The 21,664-nt window shown below is 66.4% G+C and carries 23 protein-coding genes; 17 read left to right on the forward strand and 6 right to left on the reverse strand.

Annotated elements, in window-relative coordinates; all coding sequences use genetic code 11:
• Positions 1-20: 20 nt before the first annotated feature.
• Positions 21-812: a MipA/OmpV family protein gene (locus KT882_RS19060; protein ID WP_228893047.1), complete on the forward strand. Its 792-nt coding sequence runs from the start codon at positions 21-23 to the stop codon at positions 810-812.
• A 6-nt stretch (positions 813-818) separates the two neighbouring features.
• Here the strand turns inward: KT882_RS19060 and KT882_RS19065 are convergent, their stop codons facing one another.
• From KT882_RS19065 to KT882_RS19075, 3 genes are all read right to left on the reverse strand, one after another.
• Positions 819-1,160, reverse strand: coding sequence for a hypothetical protein (locus tag KT882_RS19065; RefSeq protein ID WP_228893048.1), 342 nt, complete (start codon positions 1,158-1,160; stop codon positions 819-821).
• Between the two features lie 107 nt (positions 1,161-1,267).
• The gene (locus tag KT882_RS19070; RefSeq protein ID WP_228893049.1) at positions 1,268-1,729 is read right to left on the reverse strand and encodes a YybH family protein; all 462 of its coding nucleotides are present in this window, start codon (positions 1,727-1,729) and stop codon (positions 1,268-1,270) included.
• A 44-nt stretch (positions 1,730-1,773) separates the two neighbouring features.
• A complete protein-coding gene (locus KT882_RS19075) occupies positions 1,774-2,427 on the reverse strand; it encodes a hydrolase (RefSeq protein WP_161073118.1) in 654 nt (217 codons plus the stop codon).
• A 185-nt stretch (positions 2,428-2,612) separates the two neighbouring features.
• On the opposite strand from KT882_RS19075, the gene KT882_RS19080 reads away from it, so the two are divergent.
• The 3 genes from KT882_RS19080 to KT882_RS19090 are packed head-to-tail and all read left to right on the forward strand — an operon-like array spanning position 2,613 to position 4,065.
• Positions 2,613-3,050: an MbcA/ParS/Xre antitoxin family protein gene (locus KT882_RS19080; protein ID WP_161073117.1), complete on the forward strand. Its 438-nt coding sequence runs from the start codon at positions 2,613-2,615 to the stop codon at positions 3,048-3,050.
• On the forward strand, positions 3,050-3,736 hold the full coding sequence (locus tag KT882_RS19085; RefSeq protein ID WP_187358736.1) for an RES family NAD+ phosphorylase: 687 nt from the start codon (positions 3,050-3,052) through the stop codon (positions 3,734-3,736). The genes KT882_RS19080 and KT882_RS19085 overlap by 1 nt, the downstream gene beginning before the upstream one ends.
• Positions 3,737-3,744: 8 nt before the next feature.
• Positions 3,745-4,065 (forward strand): DUF2288 domain-containing protein, encoded by a 321-nt coding sequence (locus KT882_RS19090; protein WP_161073115.1) that lies wholly within the window; start codon positions 3,745-3,747, stop codon positions 4,063-4,065.
• An 18-nt stretch (positions 4,066-4,083) separates the two neighbouring features.
• Here the strand turns inward: KT882_RS19090 and KT882_RS19095 are convergent, their stop codons facing one another.
• Positions 4,084-5,460, reverse strand: a complete 1,377-nt coding sequence (locus KT882_RS19095; RefSeq protein WP_161073114.1) for a YihY family inner membrane protein — start codon at positions 5,458-5,460, stop codon at positions 4,084-4,086.
• A 195-nt stretch (positions 5,461-5,655) separates the two neighbouring features.
• On the opposite strand from KT882_RS19095, the gene KT882_RS19100 reads away from it, so the two are divergent.
• Genes KT882_RS19100 through KT882_RS19140 form a run of 9 tightly spaced genes read left to right on the forward strand, consistent with a single transcriptional unit; the run spans position 5,656 to position 14,741 of the window.
• Positions 5,656-5,910 (forward strand): type II toxin-antitoxin system HicA family toxin, encoded by a 255-nt coding sequence (locus tag KT882_RS19100; RefSeq protein ID WP_228893050.1) that lies wholly within the window; start codon positions 5,656-5,658, stop codon positions 5,908-5,910.
• Positions 5,907-6,281: a type II toxin-antitoxin system HicB family antitoxin gene (locus KT882_RS19105; RefSeq protein WP_161073112.1), complete on the forward strand. Its 375-nt coding sequence runs from the start codon at positions 5,907-5,909 to the stop codon at positions 6,279-6,281. The genes KT882_RS19100 and KT882_RS19105 overlap by 4 nt, the downstream gene beginning before the upstream one ends.
• Positions 6,282-6,290: 9 nt before the next feature.
• On the forward strand, positions 6,291-6,899 hold the full coding sequence (gene wrbA, locus KT882_RS19110) for an NAD(P)H:quinone oxidoreductase (protein ID WP_161073111.1): 609 nt from the start codon (positions 6,291-6,293) through the stop codon (positions 6,897-6,899).
• Positions 6,899-7,309 carry a DUF2069 domain-containing protein gene (locus KT882_RS19115; RefSeq protein WP_161073220.1) on the forward strand — a complete coding sequence of 137 codons (411 nt, stop codon included), beginning with the start codon at positions 6,899-6,901 and terminating at the stop codon, positions 7,307-7,309. Before wrbA ends, KT882_RS19115 begins: the two co-directional genes overlap by 1 nt.
• A complete protein-coding gene (locus KT882_RS19120; protein ID WP_228893051.1) occupies positions 7,306-8,751 on the forward strand; it encodes an FAD-binding oxidoreductase in 1,446 nt (481 codons plus the stop codon). Before KT882_RS19115 ends, KT882_RS19120 begins: the two co-directional genes overlap by 4 nt.
• A complete protein-coding gene (locus tag KT882_RS19125; RefSeq protein WP_161073110.1) occupies positions 8,748-9,179 on the forward strand; it encodes a DUF4124 domain-containing protein in 432 nt (143 codons plus the stop codon). Before KT882_RS19120 ends, KT882_RS19125 begins: the two co-directional genes overlap by 4 nt.
• Positions 9,176-11,770, forward strand: coding sequence for an ABC transporter permease (locus tag KT882_RS19130; RefSeq protein ID WP_228896712.1), 2,595 nt, complete (start codon positions 9,176-9,178; stop codon positions 11,768-11,770). Before KT882_RS19125 ends, KT882_RS19130 begins: the two co-directional genes overlap by 4 nt.
• Before the next feature lie 2 nt (positions 11,771-11,772).
• The gene (locus KT882_RS19135) at positions 11,773-12,861 is read left to right on the forward strand and encodes a lipocalin-like domain-containing protein (RefSeq protein ID WP_228896714.1); all 1,089 of its coding nucleotides are present in this window, start codon (positions 11,773-11,775) and stop codon (positions 12,859-12,861) included.
• Positions 12,862-12,884: 23 nt separating this feature from the next.
• Positions 12,885-14,741: an ABC transporter transmembrane domain-containing protein gene (locus KT882_RS19140; protein WP_161073109.1), complete on the forward strand. Its 1,857-nt coding sequence runs from the start codon at positions 12,885-12,887 to the stop codon at positions 14,739-14,741.
• Between the two features lie 44 nt (positions 14,742-14,785).
• On the opposite strand, the gene KT882_RS19145 is transcribed toward KT882_RS19140, so the two are convergent.
• Complete coding sequence (locus KT882_RS19145) at positions 14,786-15,466, reverse strand: PEP-CTERM sorting domain-containing protein (RefSeq protein WP_161073108.1); 681 nt, start codon at positions 15,464-15,466, stop codon at positions 14,786-14,788.
• A gap of 133 nt (positions 15,467-15,599) precedes the next feature.
• Here KT882_RS19145 and KT882_RS19150 point away from each other — a divergent pair, with 133 nt between their 5' ends.
• Genes KT882_RS19150 through KT882_RS19160 form a run of 3 tightly spaced genes read left to right on the forward strand, consistent with a single transcriptional unit; the run spans position 15,600 to position 19,348 of the window.
• The gene (locus KT882_RS19150; protein WP_228893052.1) at positions 15,600-16,694 is read left to right on the forward strand and encodes a threonine aldolase family protein; all 1,095 of its coding nucleotides are present in this window, start codon (positions 15,600-15,602) and stop codon (positions 16,692-16,694) included.
• Between the two features lie 14 nt (positions 16,695-16,708).
• The gene (locus KT882_RS19155) at positions 16,709-18,328 is read left to right on the forward strand and encodes a DEAD/DEAH box helicase (protein ID WP_228893053.1); all 1,620 of its coding nucleotides are present in this window, start codon (positions 16,709-16,711) and stop codon (positions 18,326-18,328) included.
• Between the two features lie 45 nt (positions 18,329-18,373).
• Positions 18,374-19,348 (forward strand): thymidylate synthase, encoded by a 975-nt coding sequence (locus tag KT882_RS19160; RefSeq protein ID WP_228893054.1) that lies wholly within the window; start codon positions 18,374-18,376, stop codon positions 19,346-19,348.
• Here the strand turns inward: KT882_RS19160 and KT882_RS19165 are convergent.
• Entirely contained in the window at positions 19,293-19,991 is a 699-nt protein-coding gene (locus KT882_RS19165; protein ID WP_228893055.1) for a phosphatase PAP2 family protein, read from the reverse strand. The genes KT882_RS19160 and KT882_RS19165 overlap by 56 nt on opposite strands.
• 213 nt (positions 19,992-20,204) lie before the next feature.
• Between KT882_RS19165 and KT882_RS19170 the strand changes: the two genes are divergently transcribed.
• Complete coding sequence (locus tag KT882_RS19170; RefSeq protein WP_228893056.1) at positions 20,205-21,644, forward strand: undecaprenyl-phosphate glucose phosphotransferase; 1,440 nt, start codon at positions 20,205-20,207, stop codon at positions 21,642-21,644.
• The last annotated feature ends 20 nt before the right edge of the window (positions 21,645-21,664 follow it).

Raw genomic sequence — 21,664 nt, forward strand, 5'->3', positions numbered from 1 at the left:
ATCACAACATTGGAAACCTGATGAAGACCTGCAAATCGATATTCACGCTGAAACTGGCTCCCTCGCTGTTCGTCCTGCTGAGCGGCGGCGCTTTCGCCGGCAGCGATGCCGTCCTGACCATAGGCGGCGGAGCCGCGCTGGCGCCGCGCTACTCCGGCTCGGACGAAAACATGGCCTTGCCCATGCTGCTGCTGGACTATTCCACTGCCAGCGGCTTCTACGCCAGTACCATGCGCGGCCTGGGCTACGGCGGATCCGCCGGTCCCTTCAGCTACAGCGCGGCGCTGGGCTTCCGCGCGCCGCGCAAGGAGAACGGCGAGCTGCCCTTCGGTGGCAAGGCCAGCAAATACCTGCGCGGCATGGGCGACGTGAAAGGCAGCGCCACGGCCAACCTGAGCGCGGGCTATGCCATCTTTGAGGGCCTCACTGTGAATCTGCATACGGCGCAGGCGCTGAGCGCGCGCGAAACCGGCGGCACCTATGGCGCAGGCCTGACCGGCACGCTGTTCAAGGACGCGGGCAACACGGTCACGCTGAGCCTGGGATTTGAAATGGCGGACAAGAAGTATGCGCAGACCTACTACGGCGTCAGCGCGCAGCAGGCGCTCAAGTCGGGCTACAAGGTCTACAAACCGAAGGCGGGTATGTATCAGGCCGACGTGGCGATGAGCTGGCAGCACAAGGTGGACGAACGCTGGGCCGTCACCGGCATGCTGGGCGTGAGCGGCCTGTTGCGCGACGCGGCGAATAGCCCGCTGACGCGGCGCACGACATCACCCACGGCGGCGGTGTACGCCAGCTATGGATTCTGAGAGGGATTAACGCGAGGCCAGCTTTTGCTGATGGTGGCTGGCGTCATTGAGCTGCATGGCAACGCGGGCGGCGCGCAACGTTATGGCGTCGCGTTCCATCTGGCGCTGCGGAGCCCGCTGCTGTGCAGCGTAAGCCTGCTGCGGACGTGCCACCGGCAGCTCACCGGGCGCCAGCGAAATGCGCGTGATGCCGTGCGGCCGGACTTGCGGCTGCACCACCGCCTCGGCGCCTGGAAGGGCTGCCGGCTCGGCCGGCTGCTCCTGCGCATGCGCGGCGCCCAGGGTGGCTGCGAAGGCTGCGGCGCGTACCAGGCAAAGCAGTGAATGGCGTGCAATAGATGAGTACATGGTGGGCCTCCTGATCGAATGGCCCCATGATTGCCTACTGCCTGGACCGGCTCTGTGCGTCGCCGCACCCACACGGGCACGGCGGGGCGGCGTCCTACACTGCCCCCCTACTTCTTGCAGTCGCAGAGATCCTGCCCCTTGTCGAACACAATGCGCCACTTGCCCGGCGCCTCCTGGCGCCAAACCGAGTTGAAGCGGGCAAACAGCTTGCCCCTGGCGTCGTACACCGGCCCGGAGGAATGGGCCAGCGTGCCGGAATCGGTCACGTCCACTTGGTCCGGCTCCCAGGAAAACGGGGCTTCCTTGCCGTCGTAAAACTTCTTCCAGAAAGCCGCCACCTGCTCCTTGCCGCGCAAGGGCGTGGGGCCGGAGTAGAACACGGTTTCGTCGGAGAGGAAGCTGGTGAAGGCGGCCAGGTCGCGCTGGCGCATGGTGGCGGCGAAAGCGCGTTCCGTGTCCGCAACCTGCTGCACCAGCTCGGCGTTGGAAGGCGCCGCGCACGCGGCTGCGGGCGCCAGCCCGAAACACAAGGCCAGCGCCGGCAAGGCGGCAATTTGTCGAAGGCTCATCGATACTCCTCACAGGGTCGGCGAGCCTTCGATACTACGCCGGTTTAATGGCCTTCGGAAGCGTTGAACATGGACTTGGCGTAGATCAGGCCCAGGCCATAGCCACCGCCGTGCGCGATCGAGGTGGCCACGGTTTCATCGTAGGTTTCGCCGCGCGCCCAGTCGCGCTGCAGTTCCAGCAGGTATTGCAGCGAAGTGATGGGCTTGGCGCCGGCCTGTATCATGCGCTGCATGGCGCGCTCATGCGCTTCGTCGCTCACGTCGCCGGAGGCGTCGGCAATCACATACACTTCAAAACCCTGGTCCAGCGCCGACAGTGCGGGGCCGACGATGCACACCGAGGTCCACAAGCCCGCCAGCACGATGCGGCCACGGCCGATTTCGTTGACGCGGTCGGCAATGCGCTGGTCCTCCCAGGTATTCATGCTGGTGCGGTCGATAGGCTGCTGCTCGGGGAATACGGACTGGATTTCGTCGAAAATGGGGCCGGAGAAACTTTTCGCTGCCACCGTGGTGAGGATGGTCGGCACCTTGAATTCGCGCGCCGCCTTGGCAACCAGCGCCGCATTGTTGCGCAGCACATTGATGTCGATGGACTTGGTGGCGAAGGACATCTGGGACTGGTGATCTATCATGATCAGGGTGTGGTCGTTGGCGTTCAGCAGTTCTTTACCTGGTTGGGCTTTGGCGATAGGCATGATAGTTCCTTTAGGTTATGAATCAGTTTTTTCGAATGTCTGCAGTGTGTGCAGTGCCGATGAAATGAAGTATGAACCTGCTGGATTGAAAAGAAAAACGGAAAAATTGCCGGTCTACTATCGAAATTTTCGAAATTGCACTTTCAGTGAAATCGGAGTATAAATAATCCAGAAACGGAGGATTTATGCAAACCGCACTGAGCTACCCCCGCAGCCGCTTTGAACCCGCCGTTCCGGTCGACCTGAACGCGCGCGAAGAACGCGAGCGCCTGTCCAAGTCCGCGCTGGCCGCCTTTTTCCGCTTGGTGGAAGCCTGGTCGGTGCGCGACGAGGACGCCCGCGAACTGCTGGGCGGCCTGTCCAGCAGCAGCTATTACGACTGGAAGAAGAAACCGGAACGCGTATTGGAAGTGGACCGCATCACGCGCATTTCCTATCTGGTGGGCATCTACAAGTCGCTGCACATCCTGTACGGCGACGAGCTGGCCGACCGCTGGGTGACGCTGCCCAACAAGAACATCATCTTCGGCGGCCGCACGCCGCTGGCCTATATGCTGGGCGGCGGCCTGCTGGCCATGCAGACGGTGCGCAAGCTGGTCGATGCGCGGCGCGGCGGGCTTTGATGGCGGCGCCCCTGCCACCGCTGGCACAGCTGCGCCAGTTCGATACCTGCCGCCTGATCCAGTCGCGCTTTGCCGACGTGGAGGACTCCGTGCTGGCCCCGCTGGCCGGCAGCGACGCCGAGCTGCTTGACCTGTTCGATCTGGACAACGCCACCAATGCGCGCCTGATCGCCGAGCACGGCGGCGCGCCCGGCATAGGCATAGACGAGCTGGTGTTCCGGGTGCCGAACTACCGCATCGTCAACGCCGCCTTTACCTACGCGCGTCCCGAGGGTAGCCGCTTCAACGACGGCGAGCGCGGCGCGTGGTACTGCGCCTTCGACATCGACACGGCGCTGGCTGAAATCACGTTTCACAAGACGGTGGAGTACGCCGAGATCGATTATTTCCACGACAGCGTGAGCTACCAGTGCATGCTGGCCGACTTCACCGCCCCGTTTCACGACCTGCGCGGCAGCGGAGACTATGCCAACTGCCTGGACCCGGCCAGCTATGTGCAGTCGCAGCGGCTGGCGGAACGGCTGCTGGACGAGGGCTCGACCGGCGTGATTTTCCCCAGCGTGCGGCGCCCCGGCGGCACCAATCTGGCCTGTTTCAGGCCGGCCCTGGTGGGCAATGTTCGCAAAGGAGCGGCCTATCGGTTAACATGGCAGGGAGCGCCGCAACCGCGCATCTCCACCCTATGAGCTTCACTATGCAAACCAAACCTGAAAAAGACACCGAACTGCGCGACAAGATCAACCGTGAAACGGCGCGCTTGCCGTGGTCCGAGCTGATCAAGCACTTTGCCTCCGGCACGGTGGTGTGGATCGCCGACGAGCTGGACCTGGTCGATGTGGCCGTGCGCATTTCGCACGACGACAAGGCCAGCATCACCCAATGGATGGCGGCCGGCCTGATCGCCAAAGTCTCCGACGAGCAAGCCCAGCACTGGCTGGACACCGGCGCCAGCCTGTGGGCCAGCGTGGTCAGCCCCTTCATCCTGGTACAGCAAGAAAAACGCAAGACCCACTAAGTTTTTCCAGCGGCAGTTTCAGCGGCAATCCAGCGGGCCGAAGTGCTCGGCCAGCGTCCGCCCCAATCCCTTCTCGACGGATTCCTCCACCTGGCGCGCCAGGCTGGCGGCATCGCGCGCGGCCTGGCGGTCACGCTCGTCCTCCTCGTCGTCCGGCACGCCGCTGTTGACGGCCACGCCGCCAAACACAAACACGCGGTACACATCGGCCAGGGTCAGGCGCTCGGGGTTGGCCAGCAGCACCCAGTTGTCCGCGCCCTCGCTGACGCGTTTGCCCCACTGCACGCGCGACGGCGCATCGGCCTTGACCTTGCCCACCCAGCCCTGCTGCTGCATGCGCTCGAGCAGCGCATCCATTTCGTCGTAGCCCATGCGCGTGAACTGGCGGATGGCCGCGGAGTTCACCAGCGCAGTATCGGCGCAATGGCCGGCCACGTGCAGCACCTTGAGGATGGCCATCGCATCGACAAACTCGCCGCCCGGCACCGCTTCGTGCCACCAGCGCTCGTATTTCACCACCGGCAGCGCCGCCGTGAACAGCGCGCCCACCAGCGTAATCATCCAGGACAGGTAGATCCACAGCAGGAACAGCGGCAGCGCCGCCAGTGCGCCGTAGATGCGCGAATAGGTCGGGAACTGCGTGATGAAGACCGCGAAGCCGCGCTTGGCCAGCTCGAAGAACAGCGCCGCCATCAAGCCGCCCCACAGCGCGTCGCGCCAGTCCACCTGGCGGTTCGGCACCACCACGTACATCAACGTGAAGCCGGCCGTGGTGGCCAGCACCGACAGCGTGGTGTAGAGCAGCGCGCCCAGCACCGGCAAGTCCCCCACCAGGTCGCTGGTGGCGATGTAGACGTGGGTCGACATGCTGAGCGACACGCCCACCAGCACCGGCCCCAGGGTGAGGATGGCCCAGTACACCAGGATGCGGCGGGTCCAGCTGCGCTCGGCCTTCACGCGCCAGATGCGGTTGAACACGCGCTCTATCATGCCCATCATGGCCACCGACGTCACCACCAGCGCCACCGCGCCCACGGCGGACAGGCGGGTAGCCTTGGCCGCGAACATGGTGAGGTTGTTCAGGATGGGCGTGGCGATCTGCTTGGGCATCACGCTTTGCGCAAAATACACCTCCAGCGCCTTGCGCAAAGTGGTGAACATGGGGAAGGTGGTGAAGATGGCCAGCGCGATGGTCAGCAGCGGCACCAGCGCGAACACCGTGGTGAACGTGAGGCTGCCGGCCACTTGCTGCAGGCTCTCCTCCCTCAGGCGGCGGCGGGCGAACAAAAACATGTCGCGGATCTCGTGCCACGACAAGGCGCGCAGCACCGCCACGCCGACGTTACAGGTGCGGAAAATGTACTGCAAAAACGGGTAGATATACTTGGAAAACATTGAATCCTGTGTTGAAAATGCACTTGTTGCAGGCACGCGGCAAGTCCGCCGGACGCCAAAGCGCCCTATGATACCAATGTTTCATGTTTTCGACACTTTTTACCTACAAATCAATTACTTAGGCAGCCGCTATGGCCGCCGGCCAACTTGCCTTGCGAGATTTGCGAGCAGTACTATTTTTTAGTACCATTAGCTATGAAAGCAAAACACCAAAGGACATTGCAGCTGATCTTTTCCAGGCCTACACCGGCCGGTGTCAAGTGGCTGGATGCTGTTGCATTACTTGAGGCACGCGGGGCAGATATTTCCGAGGCCGAAGGCTCACGTGTAGCCGTGTGTCTTTTTGGGCAGGTGAAAGTACTGCATCGGCCGCATCCTTCCCCGGACATCGACAAAGGTGCTGTTGCATCCATCCGGAAGTGGCTTGAAGAAAACGGAGTGAAACCATGAATAACATTATGAAAATCGATGGCCAGCAGGCTGTCATTGCATACGATCCCGAGATTGAACTCTTTAGGGGCGAATTTATCGGACTGAATGGAGGCGCAGACTTTTACGCGCCAGACGTAGCGGGACTGCAGCGCGAGGGTTCTATTTCACTCGCCGTATTCCTGCGGACATGCAAAGAACGGGGCATAGAACCGTTCAAGAGCTTTTCAGGCAAATTTGTTCTTCGTGTAGACCCGGCTGTCCACGAAGCTGCAGCACTGGCCGCTGCCGCGGACGGCAAGAGCTTGAATCAGTGGGCTTCGGACGTCCTCAAAATATCGCTGGAGGCAGCTGATAATTCTTATGCTAGCCCACGGGCTAAACTCGCATAAAATACCAGGATGAGCACACCCGATCTGATTATTCTCGTCTTGTACTATTCGCGCCACGGCGCAACGCGCAAACTGGCGGAGCTGATTGCCCAGGGCATCGACGCGGTGCCGGGCTGCGAAGCGCGGCTGCGGACGGTGCCGGCGGTGTCCACCGTGGCCGAGGCCAGCGCGCCGGCGGTGCCGTCGGAAGGGGCGCCCTATGTTGAACTGGAGGACCTGCGCGAGTGCGCGGCGCTGGCACTGGGTTCGCCCACCCGCTTCGGCAACATGGCCTCGGCCATGAAGTACTTCTGGGACGGCACCTCGGCCGAGTGGCTGTCCGGCTCCCTGGCGGGCAAGCCGGCCTGCGTGTTCACCTCCACCGGCAGCCTGCACGGCGGCCAGGAGTCAACGCTGCTGACCATGATGATCCCCCTGCTCCACCACGGCATGCTGGTCATGGGCCTGCCCTACACCCACGCCGAACTGATGACCACAGAAAGCGGCGGTTCGCCTTACGGCCCCACCCACTGGTCCGGCCTTGACGGCAACAAGCCCTTGACGGAAGATGAAAAACGCCTGGCCACGGCGCAGGGCCGCCGGCTGGCAGAAACAGCCCGCAAGCTGCAGGGGACATGATGGAAACCAAGTCGCAAAAATTCTTCCACCGGGGCGCCATCGCCAGCATGATGCTGCTCATCCTTTGGTGCATCGCCTGGGAAGTGTGGCTGGCGCCGCTCAAGCCGGGCGGCTCCTGGCTCGCGCTCAAGGCCGCGCCGCTGCTGTTCCCGCTGGCCGGCATCATCAAGCGCGACGTCTACACGCTGCAATGGACTTCGATGGTGATACTGCTGTACTTCACCGAGGGCGTGGTGCGCGGCTGGAGCGACATCGGCACGCTGTCCGCCTGGCTGGGCTGGGGCGAGGCCCTGATCGTGACGGTCTACTTCATCTGCGCCGTGATGTATGTGCGGCCCTATAAAAAAGCTGCCAAGCAGCTTACCAAAGACCTGCTGGACAAGGTCAACCGGGTCAATTCGGCGAAATGACCGTGCTGTCCTCCGCCATGCGCCATGCCTTCCTGGCCCACTGCCGGATAGTGCTGGGCGATAGCCACGTCTACACCTCGGCCGCCGATATGGCGCCCTTCCTGACCGACTGGCGCGGCCGCCACACCGGCCTGGCCATGGCCGTGCTGCGTCCCGGCAGCGTGCAGCAGGTGGCGGACGTGGTGCGCGCCTGCGCGCGCTGGTCGATTCCGATGGTGCCGCAAGGCGGCAATACGGGCCTGGTGCTGGGCGGTGTGCCGGACGGCAGCGGCGCGGCCGTGGTGCTGTCGCTGGCGCGCCTGAACAGCATCCGCGAAACCGATGCGCTGAACCGCACCATGACCGTGGACGCGGGCTGCATCCTGCAGCAGATACAGGACGAGGCAGCGGCGCATGACTGCCTGTTCCCCCTGTCGCTGGCGTCCGAAGGCAGCTGCACCATAGGCGGCAACCTGTCCAGCAACGCGGGCGGCACCGCCGTGCTCCGCTACGGCAACGCGCGCGAGCTGTGCCTGGGATTGGAGGTGGTGACGCCGCAGGGCGACATCTGGAACGGCCTGCGCGGCCTGCGCAAGGACAATACCGGCTACGACCTGCGCGACCTGTATATCGGCGCCGAAGGCACGCTGGGCATCATCACCGGCGCCGTGCTGAAGCTGTATCCGCAGCCGAAAGCCAGCGTCACCGCGCTGGCCGCCATGGAGTCCCCGTCCGATGCGCTGCGCCTGCTGGCGCTGATGCAGGACTATTGCGGCGCCAGCCTGACCGGCTTCGAGCTGATGTCCGCCTTCTGCCTGGAGCTGGTGGCCACGCAGTTCCCGCAGCTGCCGCGCCCTTTCAGCGACGCGCAGCATGGACCGTCCCATGGTCAATTCGTGCTGCTGGAACTGTCCAGCAGCGAATCGGAGGCGCACGGCGTCGGCCTGCTGGAGCGGGCGATAGGCGCGGCGCTGGAACAAGGCGCCATCAAGGATGCGGTCGTGGCGGCCTCGGTGGCGCAGTCGCTCAGGCTGTGGCAGCTGCGCGAGCATATCCCGCTGGCCCAGGCCAAGGCGGGCAAGAACATCAAGCACGATATCTCGCTGCCGGTATCGAGCATTCCGGCCTTTATCGAACGCACCGCGCCACTGCTGCAGCAGGCTTTCCCCGGCTGCCAGCTGGTGTGCTTCGGCCACCTGGGCGACGGCAATCTGCACTTCAACGTGGCGCCGCCGGCAGGTATCTCGAACGAAGCCTTCCTGGAGAACCAGGATGCGGTGAACCGCGTGGTGCACGACAGCGTGGCCGCCTTCAGCGGCTCGATTTCGGCCGAACACGGCATCGGCGCGCTGAAACGCGAGGAACTGGCGCGCTACAAATCGCCGCTGGAACTGAACCTGATGCGCGCGATCAAAACGGCGCTGGACCCGCAGGGCATAATGAACCCCGGGAAAATACTATGACACCGCGCGCCTTCGCCCTCTTGCTGATGCTGTGCTCTGCTGCCACGCAAGCGCAGACGGTCCACAAATGCACGGTGGACGGCAAGGTCACATACACGGAACTGCCCTGCCAGGGCGGCACGGCCAGCGTGATCGCCGTGCCGGACGCGCCGGCGCCGGACAAGGCGGCCGCCGCCGAACTGGCCGGCATGAAGAAGCAGGCAGCCGCGCTGGAAAAGGAACGCCGCAAGCGCGAAGCGGCCAGCGAGCGGGAAGACGCGGCGATCAACCGCGCAGCAGCGGCAAGGCGCCAGAAATGCGACAAGGCCAAGCTCGACCAAAAATGGGCTGACGAAGACCTGCGCCGCGCCCAGCCCCAGCGCCAGGAAGGCGCCCGCATCAAGGCGCAGCGCGCTGCGGACAAAGTCAAGCTGGCGTGTTCCAGTTGAACGCTGCGCGGCAGGACGCCGGCCCGGCGCTGCGCCGCTCCTGGGCCAGGCTGTCGCGCTGGCTGCTGCTGGGCGAATGGCGCGCGCATCCGGTGCGGGCCATCACGGCCATTGCCGCCATCGCCATCGGCGTATCGCTGGGCTTCGCCATCCACCTGATCAACGCGGCCGCCTTCAATGAATTCTCGTCCGCCATCAAGAGCCTGTCCGGCCAGGCCGACGTGCAGGTGAGCGGTGCCGAAGCCACCTTCGACGAACAAATCTACCCGCTGCTGGCCGAGCGCGATGGCGTGGCGGTGGCATCGCCCGTGCTGGACGTGCATGCTTCGGTGCCGGGCCAGCGCTCGGCCTTGCAGATTATCGGCCTGGACCCGTTCCGCGCCGGCCATGTCACGCCCGACCTGCTGGGCGCGCCCGGAGCGGAGAACCGGACGGACACCCTGGCGGACGACGCCATCTTCCTCTCCCCCGCCGCCCAGGCCTGGCTCAAGCCGCAGGACGGCGTACTGGCGCTGCAATCGGGCACGCGGACGGTACAGCTGCGCGTGGCCGGTCCCTTGCAGCGCGTGCGTGCCGGGCAGCGGCTGGGGGTGATGGACATCGGCGCGCTGCAATGGCGCTTGAACCGCCTGGGCCAGCTGTCGCGCGTTGACCTGAAGCTGCGCAGCGGCGTGGACCGCGAAGCCTTCAAAGCGGCGCTGGCGCGCGACCTGGAGCGCCAATATCCTGGCCGCTTCCACGTCGGCAGCCCGAACGACGAAGACCAGAACAGCCGCAACAACAATATGAGCCGCGCCTACCGCGTGAACCTGAGCGTACTGGCGCTGGTGGCGCTGTTCACCGGCGCCTTCCTGGTGTTCTCCACGCAGGCGCTGTCGGTCATGCGGCGGCGCAGCCAGTTCGCGCTGCTGCGCGTGCTGGGCATGGAACGCGGCCGCCTGCTGCGCCAGATCCTGCTGGAAGGCTGGATGCTGGGCGTGGCCGGTTCGGTGATCGGCATCGCGGCGGGCTACGGCATGGCGGCCGCCGCGCTCAGCCTCTTCGGCGGCGACCTGGGCGCGGGCTATTTCGCCGGGGTGCAGCCGCAGGTGCAGTTTACGCCCGTCGCTGCGCTGGTCTACTTTGCGCTGGGCGTGGGCGTCGCCATGCTGGGCTGCGCGGCGCCCGCCGTGGAGGCGTCGCGCGCCACGCCTGCGGTGGCGCTGAAGTCGGGCAGCGAGGAAACCGCCATGGCGCGCCTGGCGCGTGCCTCGCCGGGGCTGGCCTGCCTGGCGCTGGCGGCGCTGCTGTCGCAAATGCCGCCGCTGTGGGAGCTGCCCATCTTCGGCTATCTGTCGATTGCGCTGATGCTGGTGGGCGCCATCGCCCTGATGCCGCGCCTGTCGTCCACGGTGTTCCGCTTCCTGCACGCGCGCTGGAGCGCCGCCACGGCGGGCCGCGTGGACAGCTCGCCCGTGCTGGCGCTCACGCTGGCGCGGCTGGCGAACGCCTCCGGCCAGGCCGGCATTGCGCTGGGCGGCGTGCTGTCCAGTTTCAGCCTGATGGTGGCGATGGCCATCATGGTGTCCAGCTTCCGCGTGTCGCTGGACGACTGGCTGCTGCAAATCCTGCCGGCCGACCTGTACGCCAGCAGCGCCAGCGGCGGCGGCACGGCGGGGCTGGGCCTGCGTGAACAGGAGCAGCTGCGCGCCCTGCCCGGCGTGGCCCGCGTCGATTTCCTGCGCATGCGCGGCGTGAGCCTGGCGCCGGAACGCCCCCCCGTACTACTGATGGCGCGCGATATCGATGCCGCAAACGCCGAGAAGGTTCTGGCCATGGCCGGCCCCACCGTGGCCGTGCCCCAGGGGCGGCGGCCGGTGTGGGTGTCCGAGCCCATGTCCGACCTGTACGGCGTGACGGCGGGCAGCCTGCTCAAACTGCCGCTGCAGGGCGGCCTGCATGAATTCTTCGTGGCCGGCGTGTGGCGCGACTACGCCCGTTCCTCGGGCGCGGTGCAGATGCGGCTGGCGGACTACCGCGCCATCACGGGCGATATGGATGTCAACAGCACGGCCATGTGGCTGGCAAAGGATGGGGACATGGCGCAGCTTAAATCGGCCCTGAAGGCGCTGCCCTTCGGCGGCGCGCTGGAACTGAGCGCGCTGTCCGAGCTGCGCGCCATGAGCCTGAAGATATTCGACCGCAGCTTCGCTGTGACTTATCTGCTGGAGGCTATAGCGATTATTGTGGGCCTGTTCGGCGTGGCCGCCACATTCTCGGCGCAGACGCTGGCGCGCTCGAAGGAATTCGGCATGCTGCGCCATATCGGCGTGACGCGCAGGCAGATCCTTGCCATCCTGGCGCTGGAAGGCAGCGCGCTGACGGGGCTGGGCATTGCCACCGGTGCGGCGCTGGGCTGGGTCATCAGCCTGGTGCTGGTGTTTGTGGTGAATCCGCAGTCCTTCCACTGGACCATGCAGATGCATCTTCCCTGGCCGCTGCTGGGCACCGTGGCCGCCGCGCTGCTGACCGCCGCCGCGCTGACTGCGCTGCTGGCGGGCCGGCAAGCGCTGTCCGGCGCGCCCATCCGCGCCGTGCGGGAGGACTGGTGATGATGGCCATTGCGCTGCGCGCGCTGCTGATGTTCGCCGCCATGATGGGCATGCCGGCGCTGGCCGGGCCGCCGCGCCATGCCGAGGTCACGCCCCTGCCCGCTGGCGCCGCGCTGCCCTTCCCCCAGTCCTTCGGCGCCCATCCCGACTACCAGACCGAATGGTGGTACGTCACCGGCTGGCTGAAAACGCCGGACGGCAAGGACCTCGGCTACCAGGTCACTTTCTTCCGCCGCGCCACCGGCGCGGACAGCGCCAACCCCAGCAGATTCGCGCCGCGGCAGCTCATCATCGGCCACGCCGCCCTGTCGGACCCGGCCCAGGGCAAGCTGCTGCACGACCAGCGCAGCGCCCGCGAGGGCTTCGGCCTGGCCTACGCCAGGGCTGGCGGCACCGACGTGAAACTGGACGACTGGCGCATGGTGCGCAGCCCGGACGGCACGTACCAGGTCACGCTGGCCGCCGCCAGCTTCACGCTGAACCTCACGCTCGCCCCCACCCAGCCGGTGCTGCTGCAGGGCGAAAACGGCTATTCCCGCAAAGGCCCGGACCCGCAGCAGGCCAGCTACTACTACAGCGAACCGCAGCTCAAGACCAGCGGCGCCATCACGCGCAGCGGGGGCAAGCCGCAGGCCGTGAGCGGCGTGTCCTGGCTGGACCACGAATGGTCGCAGCAGGTGCTGGGCGCCGACGCGGCGGGCTGGGACTGGATGAGCGCCAACCTCGACGACGGCGGCGCCCTGATGGCTTTCCAGATCCGCAGCAAAACCGGTGCTAAACTATGGGCGCACGCGACATGGCGCGATGCATCCGGTAAGATCACGCATTACTCGCCGGACCAGGTCAGTTTTACCCCGCAACGGCGGTGGCGTTCGCCCCGCACCAATGCCGAGTATCCCGTCGCCACCCAGCTGGCCACAGGCAGCACGCTGTGGCAGATTGCGCCCCTGCAGGAAGACCAGGAGCTCGATTCGCGCCGCAGCACGGGCGCGGTGTACTGGGAAGGCGCGGCCACGGTGAACCGTGACGGCGCGCGCGCGGGGCGCGGCTACCTGGAGCTAACGGGCTACGCCAGTCCCATGAAATTATGAATACGCTTACGAATAACAATACGATGACCGACAGTATCAACAGCAAGACCAGCACCGCCGCCGCGCCATCCACACCGAGCGAATCCCGCGAACTGAAGAAAGGCAGCCTGGCCGCCTTCAAGGGCCTGATGCCTTTCCTGCGCCCCTACCGCGCGCAGTTCGCCATGGCCGGCGTGGCGCTGGTGGTGGCCGCCGGCGCCACCCTGGCCATACCGGCCGCCTTCAAGCAGATGATAGACCTGGGCTTCGGCGCCTCGGCCGGGGTGCGCAGCATCCAGCATGTAAACCTGGTGTTCCTGGCGCTGTTCGGCGTGGCCACCATCCTGGCGCTGGCGACGGCGGCGCGCTTCTACACCGTGTCCTGGCTGGGTGAACGCGTCACGGCCGACATCCGCAGCGCCGTGTACCGCCACGTGGTCACGCAAAGCCCGGAATTCTTCGAAACCACGCAGACCGGCGAGGTGCTGTCGCGCATCACCACCGACACCACGCTGATCCAGGCGGTGGTGGGCACCAGCATCTCCATGGCGCTGCGCAATGTGCTGCTGTTCCTTGGCGGCCTGGCCATGCTGTTCGTCACCAGCGTGAAGCTGTCGTCCATCATCATCGGCCTGCTGATCCTGACGGTGCTGCCCATCGTGATGTTCGGCCGCCGCGTGCGCAAGCTCTCGCGCGACTCGCAGGACCGCATCGCGGACGCCTCCGCCGTGGCGGGCGAAATCCTGAACGCCATGCCCACCGTGCAGGCCTTCACGCATGAAAAGATTGAAACCGAGCGCTTTGGCGCATCGGTGGAAGGGGCCTTCGTCACCGCCATGAAGCGCATCCGCGCACGCGCCATGCTGACCGCGCTGGCCATCGTGCTGGTGTTCGGCACCATTGTGTTTGTGCTGTGGCTGGGCGCGCACGCGGTGCTGGACGGCGCCATGACCGGCGGCGACCTGGGCCAGTTCATCCTGTACGCCTCCATTGTTGCCGGCGCCATCGGCGCCCTGTCGGAAGTGATGGGCGAAGCCCAGCGCGCGGCCGGCGCCACCGAACGCCTGCTGGAACTGATGTCGGTCAAGTCCCAGATCCAGTCGCCCGCGCATCCGGTCGCCCTGCCGCCGCGCGCCGCCAACGGCGCCTCGCTGACGCTGGCCGACGTCACCTTCAACTACCCTTCGCGTCCGGACACCGCCGCGCTGGCGCACTTGTCGCTGGACATCAAGCCCGGTGAGACCGTCGCCGTGGTGGGACCTTCGGGCGCTGGCAAAACCACGCTATTCCAGCTCTTCCTGCGCTTCTACGACCCGCAGCTGGGCGCCATCAAGCTCGATGGCGTGGACATCCGCCAGCTCGACCTGCACACGCTGCGCGACGCCATCGGCATCGTGCCGCAGGATACGGTGATCTTCTCGACCGACGCGATGGAAAACATCCGCTACGGCCGCGCCGGCGCCACCGACGCGGAAGTGATCCAGGCCGCCAAGCTGGCGGCGGCGCACGAGTTCATCGAACGCCTGCCGAACGGCTACCAGTCCTTCCTGGGCGAGCGCGGCGTACGCCTGTCCGGCGGCCAGCGCCAGCGCATCGCTATCGCGCGCGCGCTGCTGAAAAATCCCCCGCTACTGCTGCTGGATGAAGCCACCAGCGCGCTGGACGCGGAATCGGAGCGCCTGGTGCAAGGCGCGCTGGAAGCGGCCATGCAGGGCCGCACCACCGTCATCATCGCGCACCGCCTGGCAACGGTGCAGCGCGCGGACCGCATCATCGTCATGGAAGACGGCAAGATCGTGGAAACCGGCACGCACGCATCGCTGGTTGCGCTGGGCGGGATTTACGCCAACTTGGCGGCGCTGCAGTTCCACCACGTCCACAGCGTGCACGCTGCGACGTAAAAAAAAAGCCGCATGATGATGCGGCTTTTTTTTTGGCTTGAGATTTAAGCGCGCTTTTTGCGGCGGCTCAGCAGCAGCGCCATCAAACCCAGTCCGCTCAATGCCAGCGTCCCCGGTTCCGGCACGGCGGTGCCGAAGAATTCCAGTTCGTTCAGCTGGTGCATGCCGCCCTCATAGACCGTGGACGTGGCCTGGTAGCGGAAGATGCTGTAGGCGGCATTGGAGGTAAAGTCCCCGCCAGCCTTGCTGTATTCATTGACCTGCAGGCGATTCGAGCCCCATGCCGACACGCCGTTGTTGTTATAGCTGAAGATGGGCGTGTAGTTGATGCCGTCGTTCGAGCCCAGGATTTGCCAGATGTCCGGATCGCGTTCCGGGCCGTCGTTGCCGGATGTGGCAGTGAACTTGGTCAGGTTGTAGCGCTTGCTGCCGAAGTTGGCCTCGACCCACACCGTGCCGCCGTCGCAGCACCACTTGTCGTTGCCGCCGCCGACGCGGTTGTCGAACACGTTGAAGGCATACTCGCCGCCGCCAAAGCCCGGCTCCACCGACGAGCGGAAAGTGGCGTTATAGCCGATATCCGCTTCCGGATTGCCGTTGTTCTCGGGGTCCGTCAGGTCGCCGCCGATCAGCGCGCCGGTACCGGCGCCGCGCACCACCACCGCCTGGGCCGCGCTGGAGGCCAGCAAGGCGACCACAAAGAGCGCCTTCATCAGTTTGTTCATCTTTTGCCTTAGTTTCTTATTGATAACATTATTTAGCTTTAGGCAATTATATCCCATTCCATTGCACGCCGGACTATTCGCCGTGCGATCCTGCGCCAGTCCTGTAAAATCACGTTCTTTCAGGAGATTGCCCGTGACGGACGCCGAACTGCGCCAGATGTGCCATACCGTATTGCCCGGCCATCGCCAGCCCGCGCCGGCGGAGACTTTTGCCGCCATGGCCGCTTGGTGCGCCGCCAACGACGTGGCGCATGACACCTACGGCGAAGGCCCGCTGATCCAGTCCTTCGAGCGCAAGGTGGCGGATTTGCTGGGCTTCGAGGCGGGCACCTTCTGCATCACCGGCACCATGACCCAGGTGACGGCGCTGCGCCTGGCCTGCATGGAACGCGGCAGTCCGCTGGCGGCGCTGCATCCCACCGCCCACATCTTCAAGCACGAACGCGGCAACCACCAGCTGCTGGGTCATTTCCAGGCCTTACAGATCGGCGATCCCAACCGCCCCTGGACGCTGGACGACCTGCAAGCCCTGCCCGACCATATCGGCGCCGTGTCGCTGGAGCTGCCGGCGCGCGAAATCGGCGGCCAGTGCCCAAGCTGGACCGAGCTGCAAGCCATCAAGGACTACTGCCGCGCGCGCGGCATCCACCTGCACATGGACGGCGCCCGCCTGTGGGAAACCGCAGCCGCCTACGGCAAGCCGCTGCACGAAATCTGCGCCGGCTTCGACACGGTCTACGTTTCGCTCTACAAAGGCATAGGCGGTCTTGGCGGCGCGGTGCTGCTGGGCGGCGCCGCCTTTGTCGCCAAGGCGCAGGAGTGGTTCAAGCGCCAGGGCGGCAACGTCATCCACCGCACGCCTTACGTGGTGGCCGCCGCCATGCAGTTCGACGCGCGCCTGGCCGCCATGCCGCAATACTTCAAGCGCACCGAGGCGCTGTTCGAGACGCTGCGCAGCCACCCGCTGCTCACGCCGAATCCGTCCCGGCCGCACGCCAACCTGCTGCACCTGCATATGCCCGTGAGCCGCGAACGCGCGCTCGCCATCCGCAACGCCTTCGCCGAACAGCATGGCGTGTGGCTGTTCAACCGCGTCAGCCACGCACAGCTGCCGGGCCATAGCGCCACCGAATGGTATGTGGGCGACAACCTGCTCGCCATCAGCGACCAGCGCCTGCACGACATCCTTACCCTGTGGAGCGCCGAACTGGCCGCTCCCGACCAATAACAATAAAGATTCCCATGACTTTCGCATCCCTAGGCCTCATCGATCCCCTGCTGCGCATGCTGGACACGGTAGGCTACACCACGCCCACCCCGGTCCAGAAGCAAGCCATCCCCGCCGTGCTGGCGGGCCGCGACCTGATGGCCGCCGCGCAGACCGGCACCGGCAAGACGGCCGGTTTTGCCATCCCGCTGCTGCAGCGCCTTAGCGAGGGCGAGCGCGCGGAGCCCAACCAGGTGCGCTGCCTGGTGCTGGTGCCCACGCGCGAACTGGCCGAGCAGGTGTACGAAAGCTTCCGCAGCTACGGCCGCAATATTCCGATGCGCTGCCACGTGGCCTACGGCGGCGTGCCGATCGAGCCGCAGATCGCCAAGCTGAACAAGGGCCTGGACGTGATGGTGGCCACGCCGGGCCGCCTGCTGGACCTGTTCCGCCAGGGCGCGGTGCAGTTCGAGCAGCTGGAGTCGCTGGTGCTGGATGAGGCGGACCGCATGCTGGACCTGGGCTTTGCGAACGATCTGGAAGCCATCCTGCTGGCCCTGCCCGACGAGCACCAGACGCTGATGTTCTCGGCCACCTATTCCGAGGACGTGCGCAGCCTGGCGGAGATCCTGCTGAACGATCCGCTGTCCATCCAGGCCAGCCCGCGCAATATCGCCGCCAAGTCGGTCAAGCAGTGGATCATCACCACGGACAAGGCGCACAAGGCGGAACTGTTCCTGCACCTGTTCAAGAAGCAGCGCTGGGGCCAGGTGCTGGTCTTCGTCAAGACGCGCAAAGGCGTGGACGCGCTGGTGAAGACGCTGGCCGCGCACGGCATCAGCACCGATTCCATCCATGGCGACAAGCCGCAGCCGGCCCGCCTGCGCGCGTTGGAGCGCTTCAAGGCCGGCGAAGTGCAGCTGCTGGTGGCGACCGACGTGGCCGCGCGCGGCCTGGACATCGAGGCGCTGCCGCTGGTGGTCAATTTCGACCTGCCCACGGTGGCCGAGGATTATGTGCACCGTATTGGCCGCACCGGCCGGGCGGGCGCCGACGGCGTGGCGATTTCGCTGGTGTGCGCGGACGAGGTGGACCTGCTGGCCGCCATCGAGAAGCTGACCAAGCAGGTGCTGCGCCGCGAGGAGGAGCCCGGCTTTGAAGCGGACCACCGCGTGCCCGAAACCGGCACACCCAAACCCGCCGCCAAGCAAGCTGCTACGGGCAAGAAGAAACGCCCATTCACCGGGCCAGCGGGCGGCAAAGCTGCACTGGCGGCGCAGGCGGCGGGCAGCGCCCCGGCGGGCAAACCGCGCGGTGCAGGCGCGCAGGTCGGCACGGGCGCCAGCGGCAAAGCTGGCGCAGGTGCAGGCGGCAACGCCGGCGGCCGGGCGGCCGCACCGAAAATGCCGGCGCCAGGATCGCGCGGCAGCAACGCGGCCGCCCTGCGCGCGCTGGCTGAAGCGCATGGCGGCGGCCAGACGACGGGCCGAGGCCAGGCCCGTGGCCGCGGCGCGGCGCAGCAGGGACCGTCCGCGCCCAAAGGCAGCGTGATCGTCGCCGGCGGACGCGGCGCCAAGTCGGCGGCCCGCGCGGAAGGCCGCGCGCAAGCCATTGCGCCAAGCAGGAAAACCGGCCGTGGCAGCGTGAAACGCTAAACCGCCGCAGGCACCACCTTTAATACGCACCACGTTGGAGAACATATGCAGCAATACCTTGATCTGATCCGCACTGTCCTGGAAACCGGCAGCTGGCAAGACAACCGCACCGGCATCCGCACGCTCAGCATGCCAGGCGCCATGATGCGCTTCGACCTGCTGAAAGACGGCTTCCCGGCCGTCACGACCAAGAAGCTCGCGTTCAAATCCGTGGTGGGCGAATTGTGCGCCTTCCTGCGCGCCTCGCGCAGCGCGGCCGACTTCCGCGCGCTGGGCTGCAAGGTGTGGGACCAGAACGCCAACGAAAACCAGCAATGGCTGGACAATCCCTACCGCACCGGCACCGACGACCTCGGCCCCGTGTACGGCGTGCAGTGGCGCGAATGGCCGGGCTACAAGCTGCTCGACGCGTCCGCCACCGCGCAGATCGCCGACGCGCAGAAACAAGGCTACCGCCAGGTCGCCCCGCTGGAAGAAGGCGGCGTTGCCAAAGTGCTGATGTACAAAGCCATCGACCAGCTGCGCGAATGCCTCGACACCATCGTTAACAATCCGGGCAGCCGCCGCATCCTGTTCCACGGCTGGAACCCGTCCGTGCTGGACCAGGTGGCGCTGCCGGCATGCCATCTGCTGTACCAGTTCATTCCGAACGCCAGCACCAAGGAGATCTCGCTGTGCCTCTACGTGCGCAGCAACGACATCGGCCTGGGCACGCCCTTCAACCTGGCCGAAGGCGCGGCGCTGCTGGCCATCGTGGGCCGCCTGACCGGCTATACGCCGCGCTGGTTCACCTACTTTATCGGCGACGCGCACATCTACGAAAACCATATGGACATGGTGCAGGAACAGCTCAAGCGCGAGCCCTTCCCCGCGCCCAAGCTGGTGATTTCCGACCGTGTGCCGGACTACGCCGTCACCGGCAAGTACGAGCCTGAATGGCTGGAGAAGATCGAGCCGTCCGACTTCACGCTGGAAGGCTACCAGCACCACGCGCCGCTAACCGCGCCGATGGCCGTCTAGCCTGCGGCTTGACCATCTCCGCCGGCTTTGATGCCGGCCGCGAGGGCCAGGCCGGCGCATGCAAGGCAGCGTGTTCCTGCCCGGACAAGTAGCGCGCTGCGGAGCGCAGCCAGACCTGGGTAGGCACCGGCCCGGCGCTCGCCAGCAAGCAGACCAGCGGCAGGCACAGCACCGCCGTCGCCCGCCCCAGCTGCGGCGCCTCCCGGCAGCGCGCATGCCAGATGAAGCCGGCCGCCACACCCCAGCCGAGCAGGCAGCCGGCCACCACTTCCGAAGCCGAGTGCGCATGCACCTGCACCCGCGCCACGCCCACCAGCATCCCCAGCAGCGCGCCGGCGGCGACCGCCGCGCCGCGCCGGCGGCCGGGGCCCAGCAGCAGCCAGGCCAGCACAGGAAACACGGCGGCCGCGCGCGCGGCGTGGCCGCTGATGCCGCGAAAGTGCAGCGCCGGCACGCCCAGTCCCCAGCCCAGGAAAGCCAGCTTGCTGGCCACCACCAGGGCCATCGCGGCGCCGAACAGCACGCACCAGCATTGCAGCCGGCCCCAGGCGCGCTGCACCGTCAGCGCCGCCGTAATAACGCCTGCCAGCGCGCCGGTTACCGCCAGCGCGCCCGCCGCACTCAGTGCCTCCCATGATCCCATGCTCGTCCCTCCCGCCGGTCCAGCTGCTATTGGACCACAAAGCCGCGCCCTTGCGCCAACGCCGCGTCCGGCTAACGGCCCGCGCCAAGTGACCACTATCAAGACTTGCTCGTTTGGGTCCATCCGGCTCGGCATTTAACCGTATATTGGGTAGCGCCAGGGCCTGCCTGGCCGGGACCGTAACGCGGCGTTCACTGCCTTCGGATGACCACCATGAAACAGAGCACAAGCAGCGCCCTGGGCGCCATGTTGAAGACCCTCACCAACAGTCCGGCCCGCCTCGTGCTGCTGATGCGCCTGGCCGATCTGGCCGCCATCGCCGGCGCGCTGTACTGCGCCAGTGCGCTGCTGTTGCGGCTCGGCCCGGCGCCAGCGCTGCCCCTGCACACGCTGGCCGCGCTGGCCTGCGGCGCCCTGGCGCTGGCGCTGTTTCCGCGCCTGGGCATGTATGGCCCGACCGCGCAGCGCACGCTGCGCTCGATCGCTGTCCAGGTGGCCATGGCGTGGTGCGGCATCGTGCTGGCGGTGGCGCTGGCCTGCGCCTTGGCCGCCGCCCCGCTGGCAGGGCGCTGGCTGCTGGGCTGGACGCTGGCGGGCTGGGCCGCGCTGACGGCGGCGCGGCTGGCGCTGCGCTGGGCGCTGCCGCTGGCGCGCCGGCACGGCCTGAACACCGTGCGCGTGGTCATCGTCGGCGACGCGGCCAGCGCCGTCGAACTGTACCGCCGCGCCCAGGGCGAGGACAAATGCGAGTACCACATCCAGGCCGTGTGCACGCTGCCGGCCGAGCCGCACGCGCCGCTGCCGCCCGGCGCCGAGCGCCTGCCCAGCGCCAGCGCCCTGCCCGGCTACGCGCGCTGCTGCGCCATCGACGAGATCTGGATCGCCCTGCCCATCGGCCAGGCCGCCCAGGTGCGCGCGCTGCAGCACCTGCTGCGCAACACCCTGGTCGAGCTGCGCTGGGTCCTGGACCTGCAAGGCCTGCAACTGCTGCGCTTCAATATGGAACAGTTCCTGGGCGCCCCGGTGCTGACCCTGAACTGCCCCGACACCAGCGAGCTGAGCAAGCTGGGCAAGTACCTGTTCGACAAGCTGTTCGCGCTGGCCGCCATGCTGCTGCTGTCGCCGCTGCTGGCCGGGATCTGGGTCGCCGTCAAGCTCAGCTCGCCCGGCCCGGCGCTGTTCCTGCAGCCGCGCACCGGCCTGAACGGCCAGGTGTTCAAGGTCTACAAATTCCGCACCATGCACTGGCAGGGCGAGGCCGAAGGCGCGGCGCTGCGCCAGGCCAGCAAGAGCGACGCCCGGGTGACGCGCCTGGGCGCCTTCCTGCGGCGCACCAGCCTGGACGAACTGCCGCAGTTCCTCAACGTGCTGCGCGGCGAGATGTCCATCGTCGGCCCGCGCCCGCACGCGGTGCAGCACACCGACTTGTACAGCGACCTGCTGCCGGTGTACATGATACGGCACCGCGCCAAGCCCGGCATCACCGGCTGGGCGCAGATCAACGGCTGCCGCGGCGAAACCGAGACGGCGGAAAAGATGAGCAAACGGGTCCAGTTCGATGTCGAATACATCCGCAACTGGTCGCTGTGGATGGATGTGCGCATAGTGGTCTGGACCGCGCTGCGGGGCTGGACCGGGAACGATGTCTATTGAGCCGGCGCCGGTGGGCCGGC

The organism is Pseudoduganella aquatica (genome assembly GCF_020865585.1).
In the GTDB taxonomy this organism is placed as follows: Bacteria; Pseudomonadota; Gammaproteobacteria; order Burkholderiales; family Burkholderiaceae_D; genus Rugamonas; species Rugamonas aquatica_A.

Bases quoted from the DNA above. Each gene is read 5' to 3' on its own strand.
- KT882_RS19060 (WP_228893047.1), top strand. From the start codon at position 21: ATGAAGACCTGCAAATCGATATTCACGCTGAAACTGGCTCCCTCGCTG.
- KT882_RS19120 (WP_228893051.1), top strand. From the start codon at position 7,306: ATGACCGTGCTGTCCTCCGCCATGCGCCATGCCTTCCTGGCCCACTGC.
- KT882_RS19100 (WP_228893050.1), top strand. From the start codon at position 5,656: ATGAAAGCAAAACACCAAAGGACATTGCAGCTGATCTTTTCCAGGCCT.
- KT882_RS19095 (WP_161073114.1), bottom strand. From the start codon at position 5,460: ATGTTTTCCAAGTATATCTACCCGTTTTTGCAGTACATTTTCCGCACC.
- KT882_RS19125 (WP_161073110.1), top strand. From the start codon at position 8,748: ATGACACCGCGCGCCTTCGCCCTCTTGCTGATGCTGTGCTCTGCTGCC.
- KT882_RS19085 (WP_187358736.1), top strand. From the start codon at position 3,050: ATGGCGGCGCCCCTGCCACCGCTGGCACAGCTGCGCCAGTTCGATACC.
- KT882_RS19155 (WP_228893053.1), top strand. From the start codon at position 16,709: ATGACTTTCGCATCCCTAGGCCTCATCGATCCCCTGCTGCGCATGCTG.
- KT882_RS19165 (WP_228893055.1), bottom strand. From the start codon at position 19,991: ATGGGATCATGGGAGGCACTGAGTGCGGCGGGCGCGCTGGCGGTAACC.
- wrbA (WP_161073111.1), top strand. From the start codon at position 6,291: ATGAGCACACCCGATCTGATTATTCTCGTCTTGTACTATTCGCGCCAC.
- KT882_RS19080 (WP_161073117.1), top strand. From the start codon at position 2,613: ATGCAAACCGCACTGAGCTACCCCCGCAGCCGCTTTGAACCCGCCGTT.
- KT882_RS19135 (WP_228896714.1), top strand. From the start codon at position 11,773: ATGGCCATTGCGCTGCGCGCGCTGCTGATGTTCGCCGCCATGATGGGC.
- KT882_RS19070 (WP_228893049.1), bottom strand. From the start codon at position 1,729: ATGAGCCTTCGACAAATTGCCGCCTTGCCGGCGCTGGCCTTGTGTTTC.
- KT882_RS19145 (WP_161073108.1), bottom strand. From the start codon at position 15,466: ATGAACAAACTGATGAAGGCGCTCTTTGTGGTCGCCTTGCTGGCCTCC.
- KT882_RS19140 (WP_161073109.1), top strand. From the start codon at position 12,885: ATGACCGACAGTATCAACAGCAAGACCAGCACCGCCGCCGCGCCATCC.
- KT882_RS19065 (WP_228893048.1), bottom strand. From the start codon at position 1,160: ATGTACTCATCTATTGCACGCCATTCACTGCTTTGCCTGGTACGCGCC.
- KT882_RS19090 (WP_161073115.1), top strand. From the start codon at position 3,745: ATGCAAACCAAACCTGAAAAAGACACCGAACTGCGCGACAAGATCAAC.
- KT882_RS19115 (WP_161073220.1), top strand. From the start codon at position 6,899: ATGGAAACCAAGTCGCAAAAATTCTTCCACCGGGGCGCCATCGCCAGC.
- KT882_RS19170 (WP_228893056.1), top strand. From the start codon at position 20,205: ATGAAACAGAGCACAAGCAGCGCCCTGGGCGCCATGTTGAAGACCCTC.
- KT882_RS19105 (WP_161073112.1), top strand. From the start codon at position 5,907: ATGAATAACATTATGAAAATCGATGGCCAGCAGGCTGTCATTGCATAC.
- KT882_RS19160 (WP_228893054.1), top strand. From the start codon at position 18,374: ATGCAGCAATACCTTGATCTGATCCGCACTGTCCTGGAAACCGGCAGC.
- KT882_RS19075 (WP_161073118.1), bottom strand. From the start codon at position 2,427: ATGCCTATCGCCAAAGCCCAACCAGGTAAAGAACTGCTGAACGCCAAC.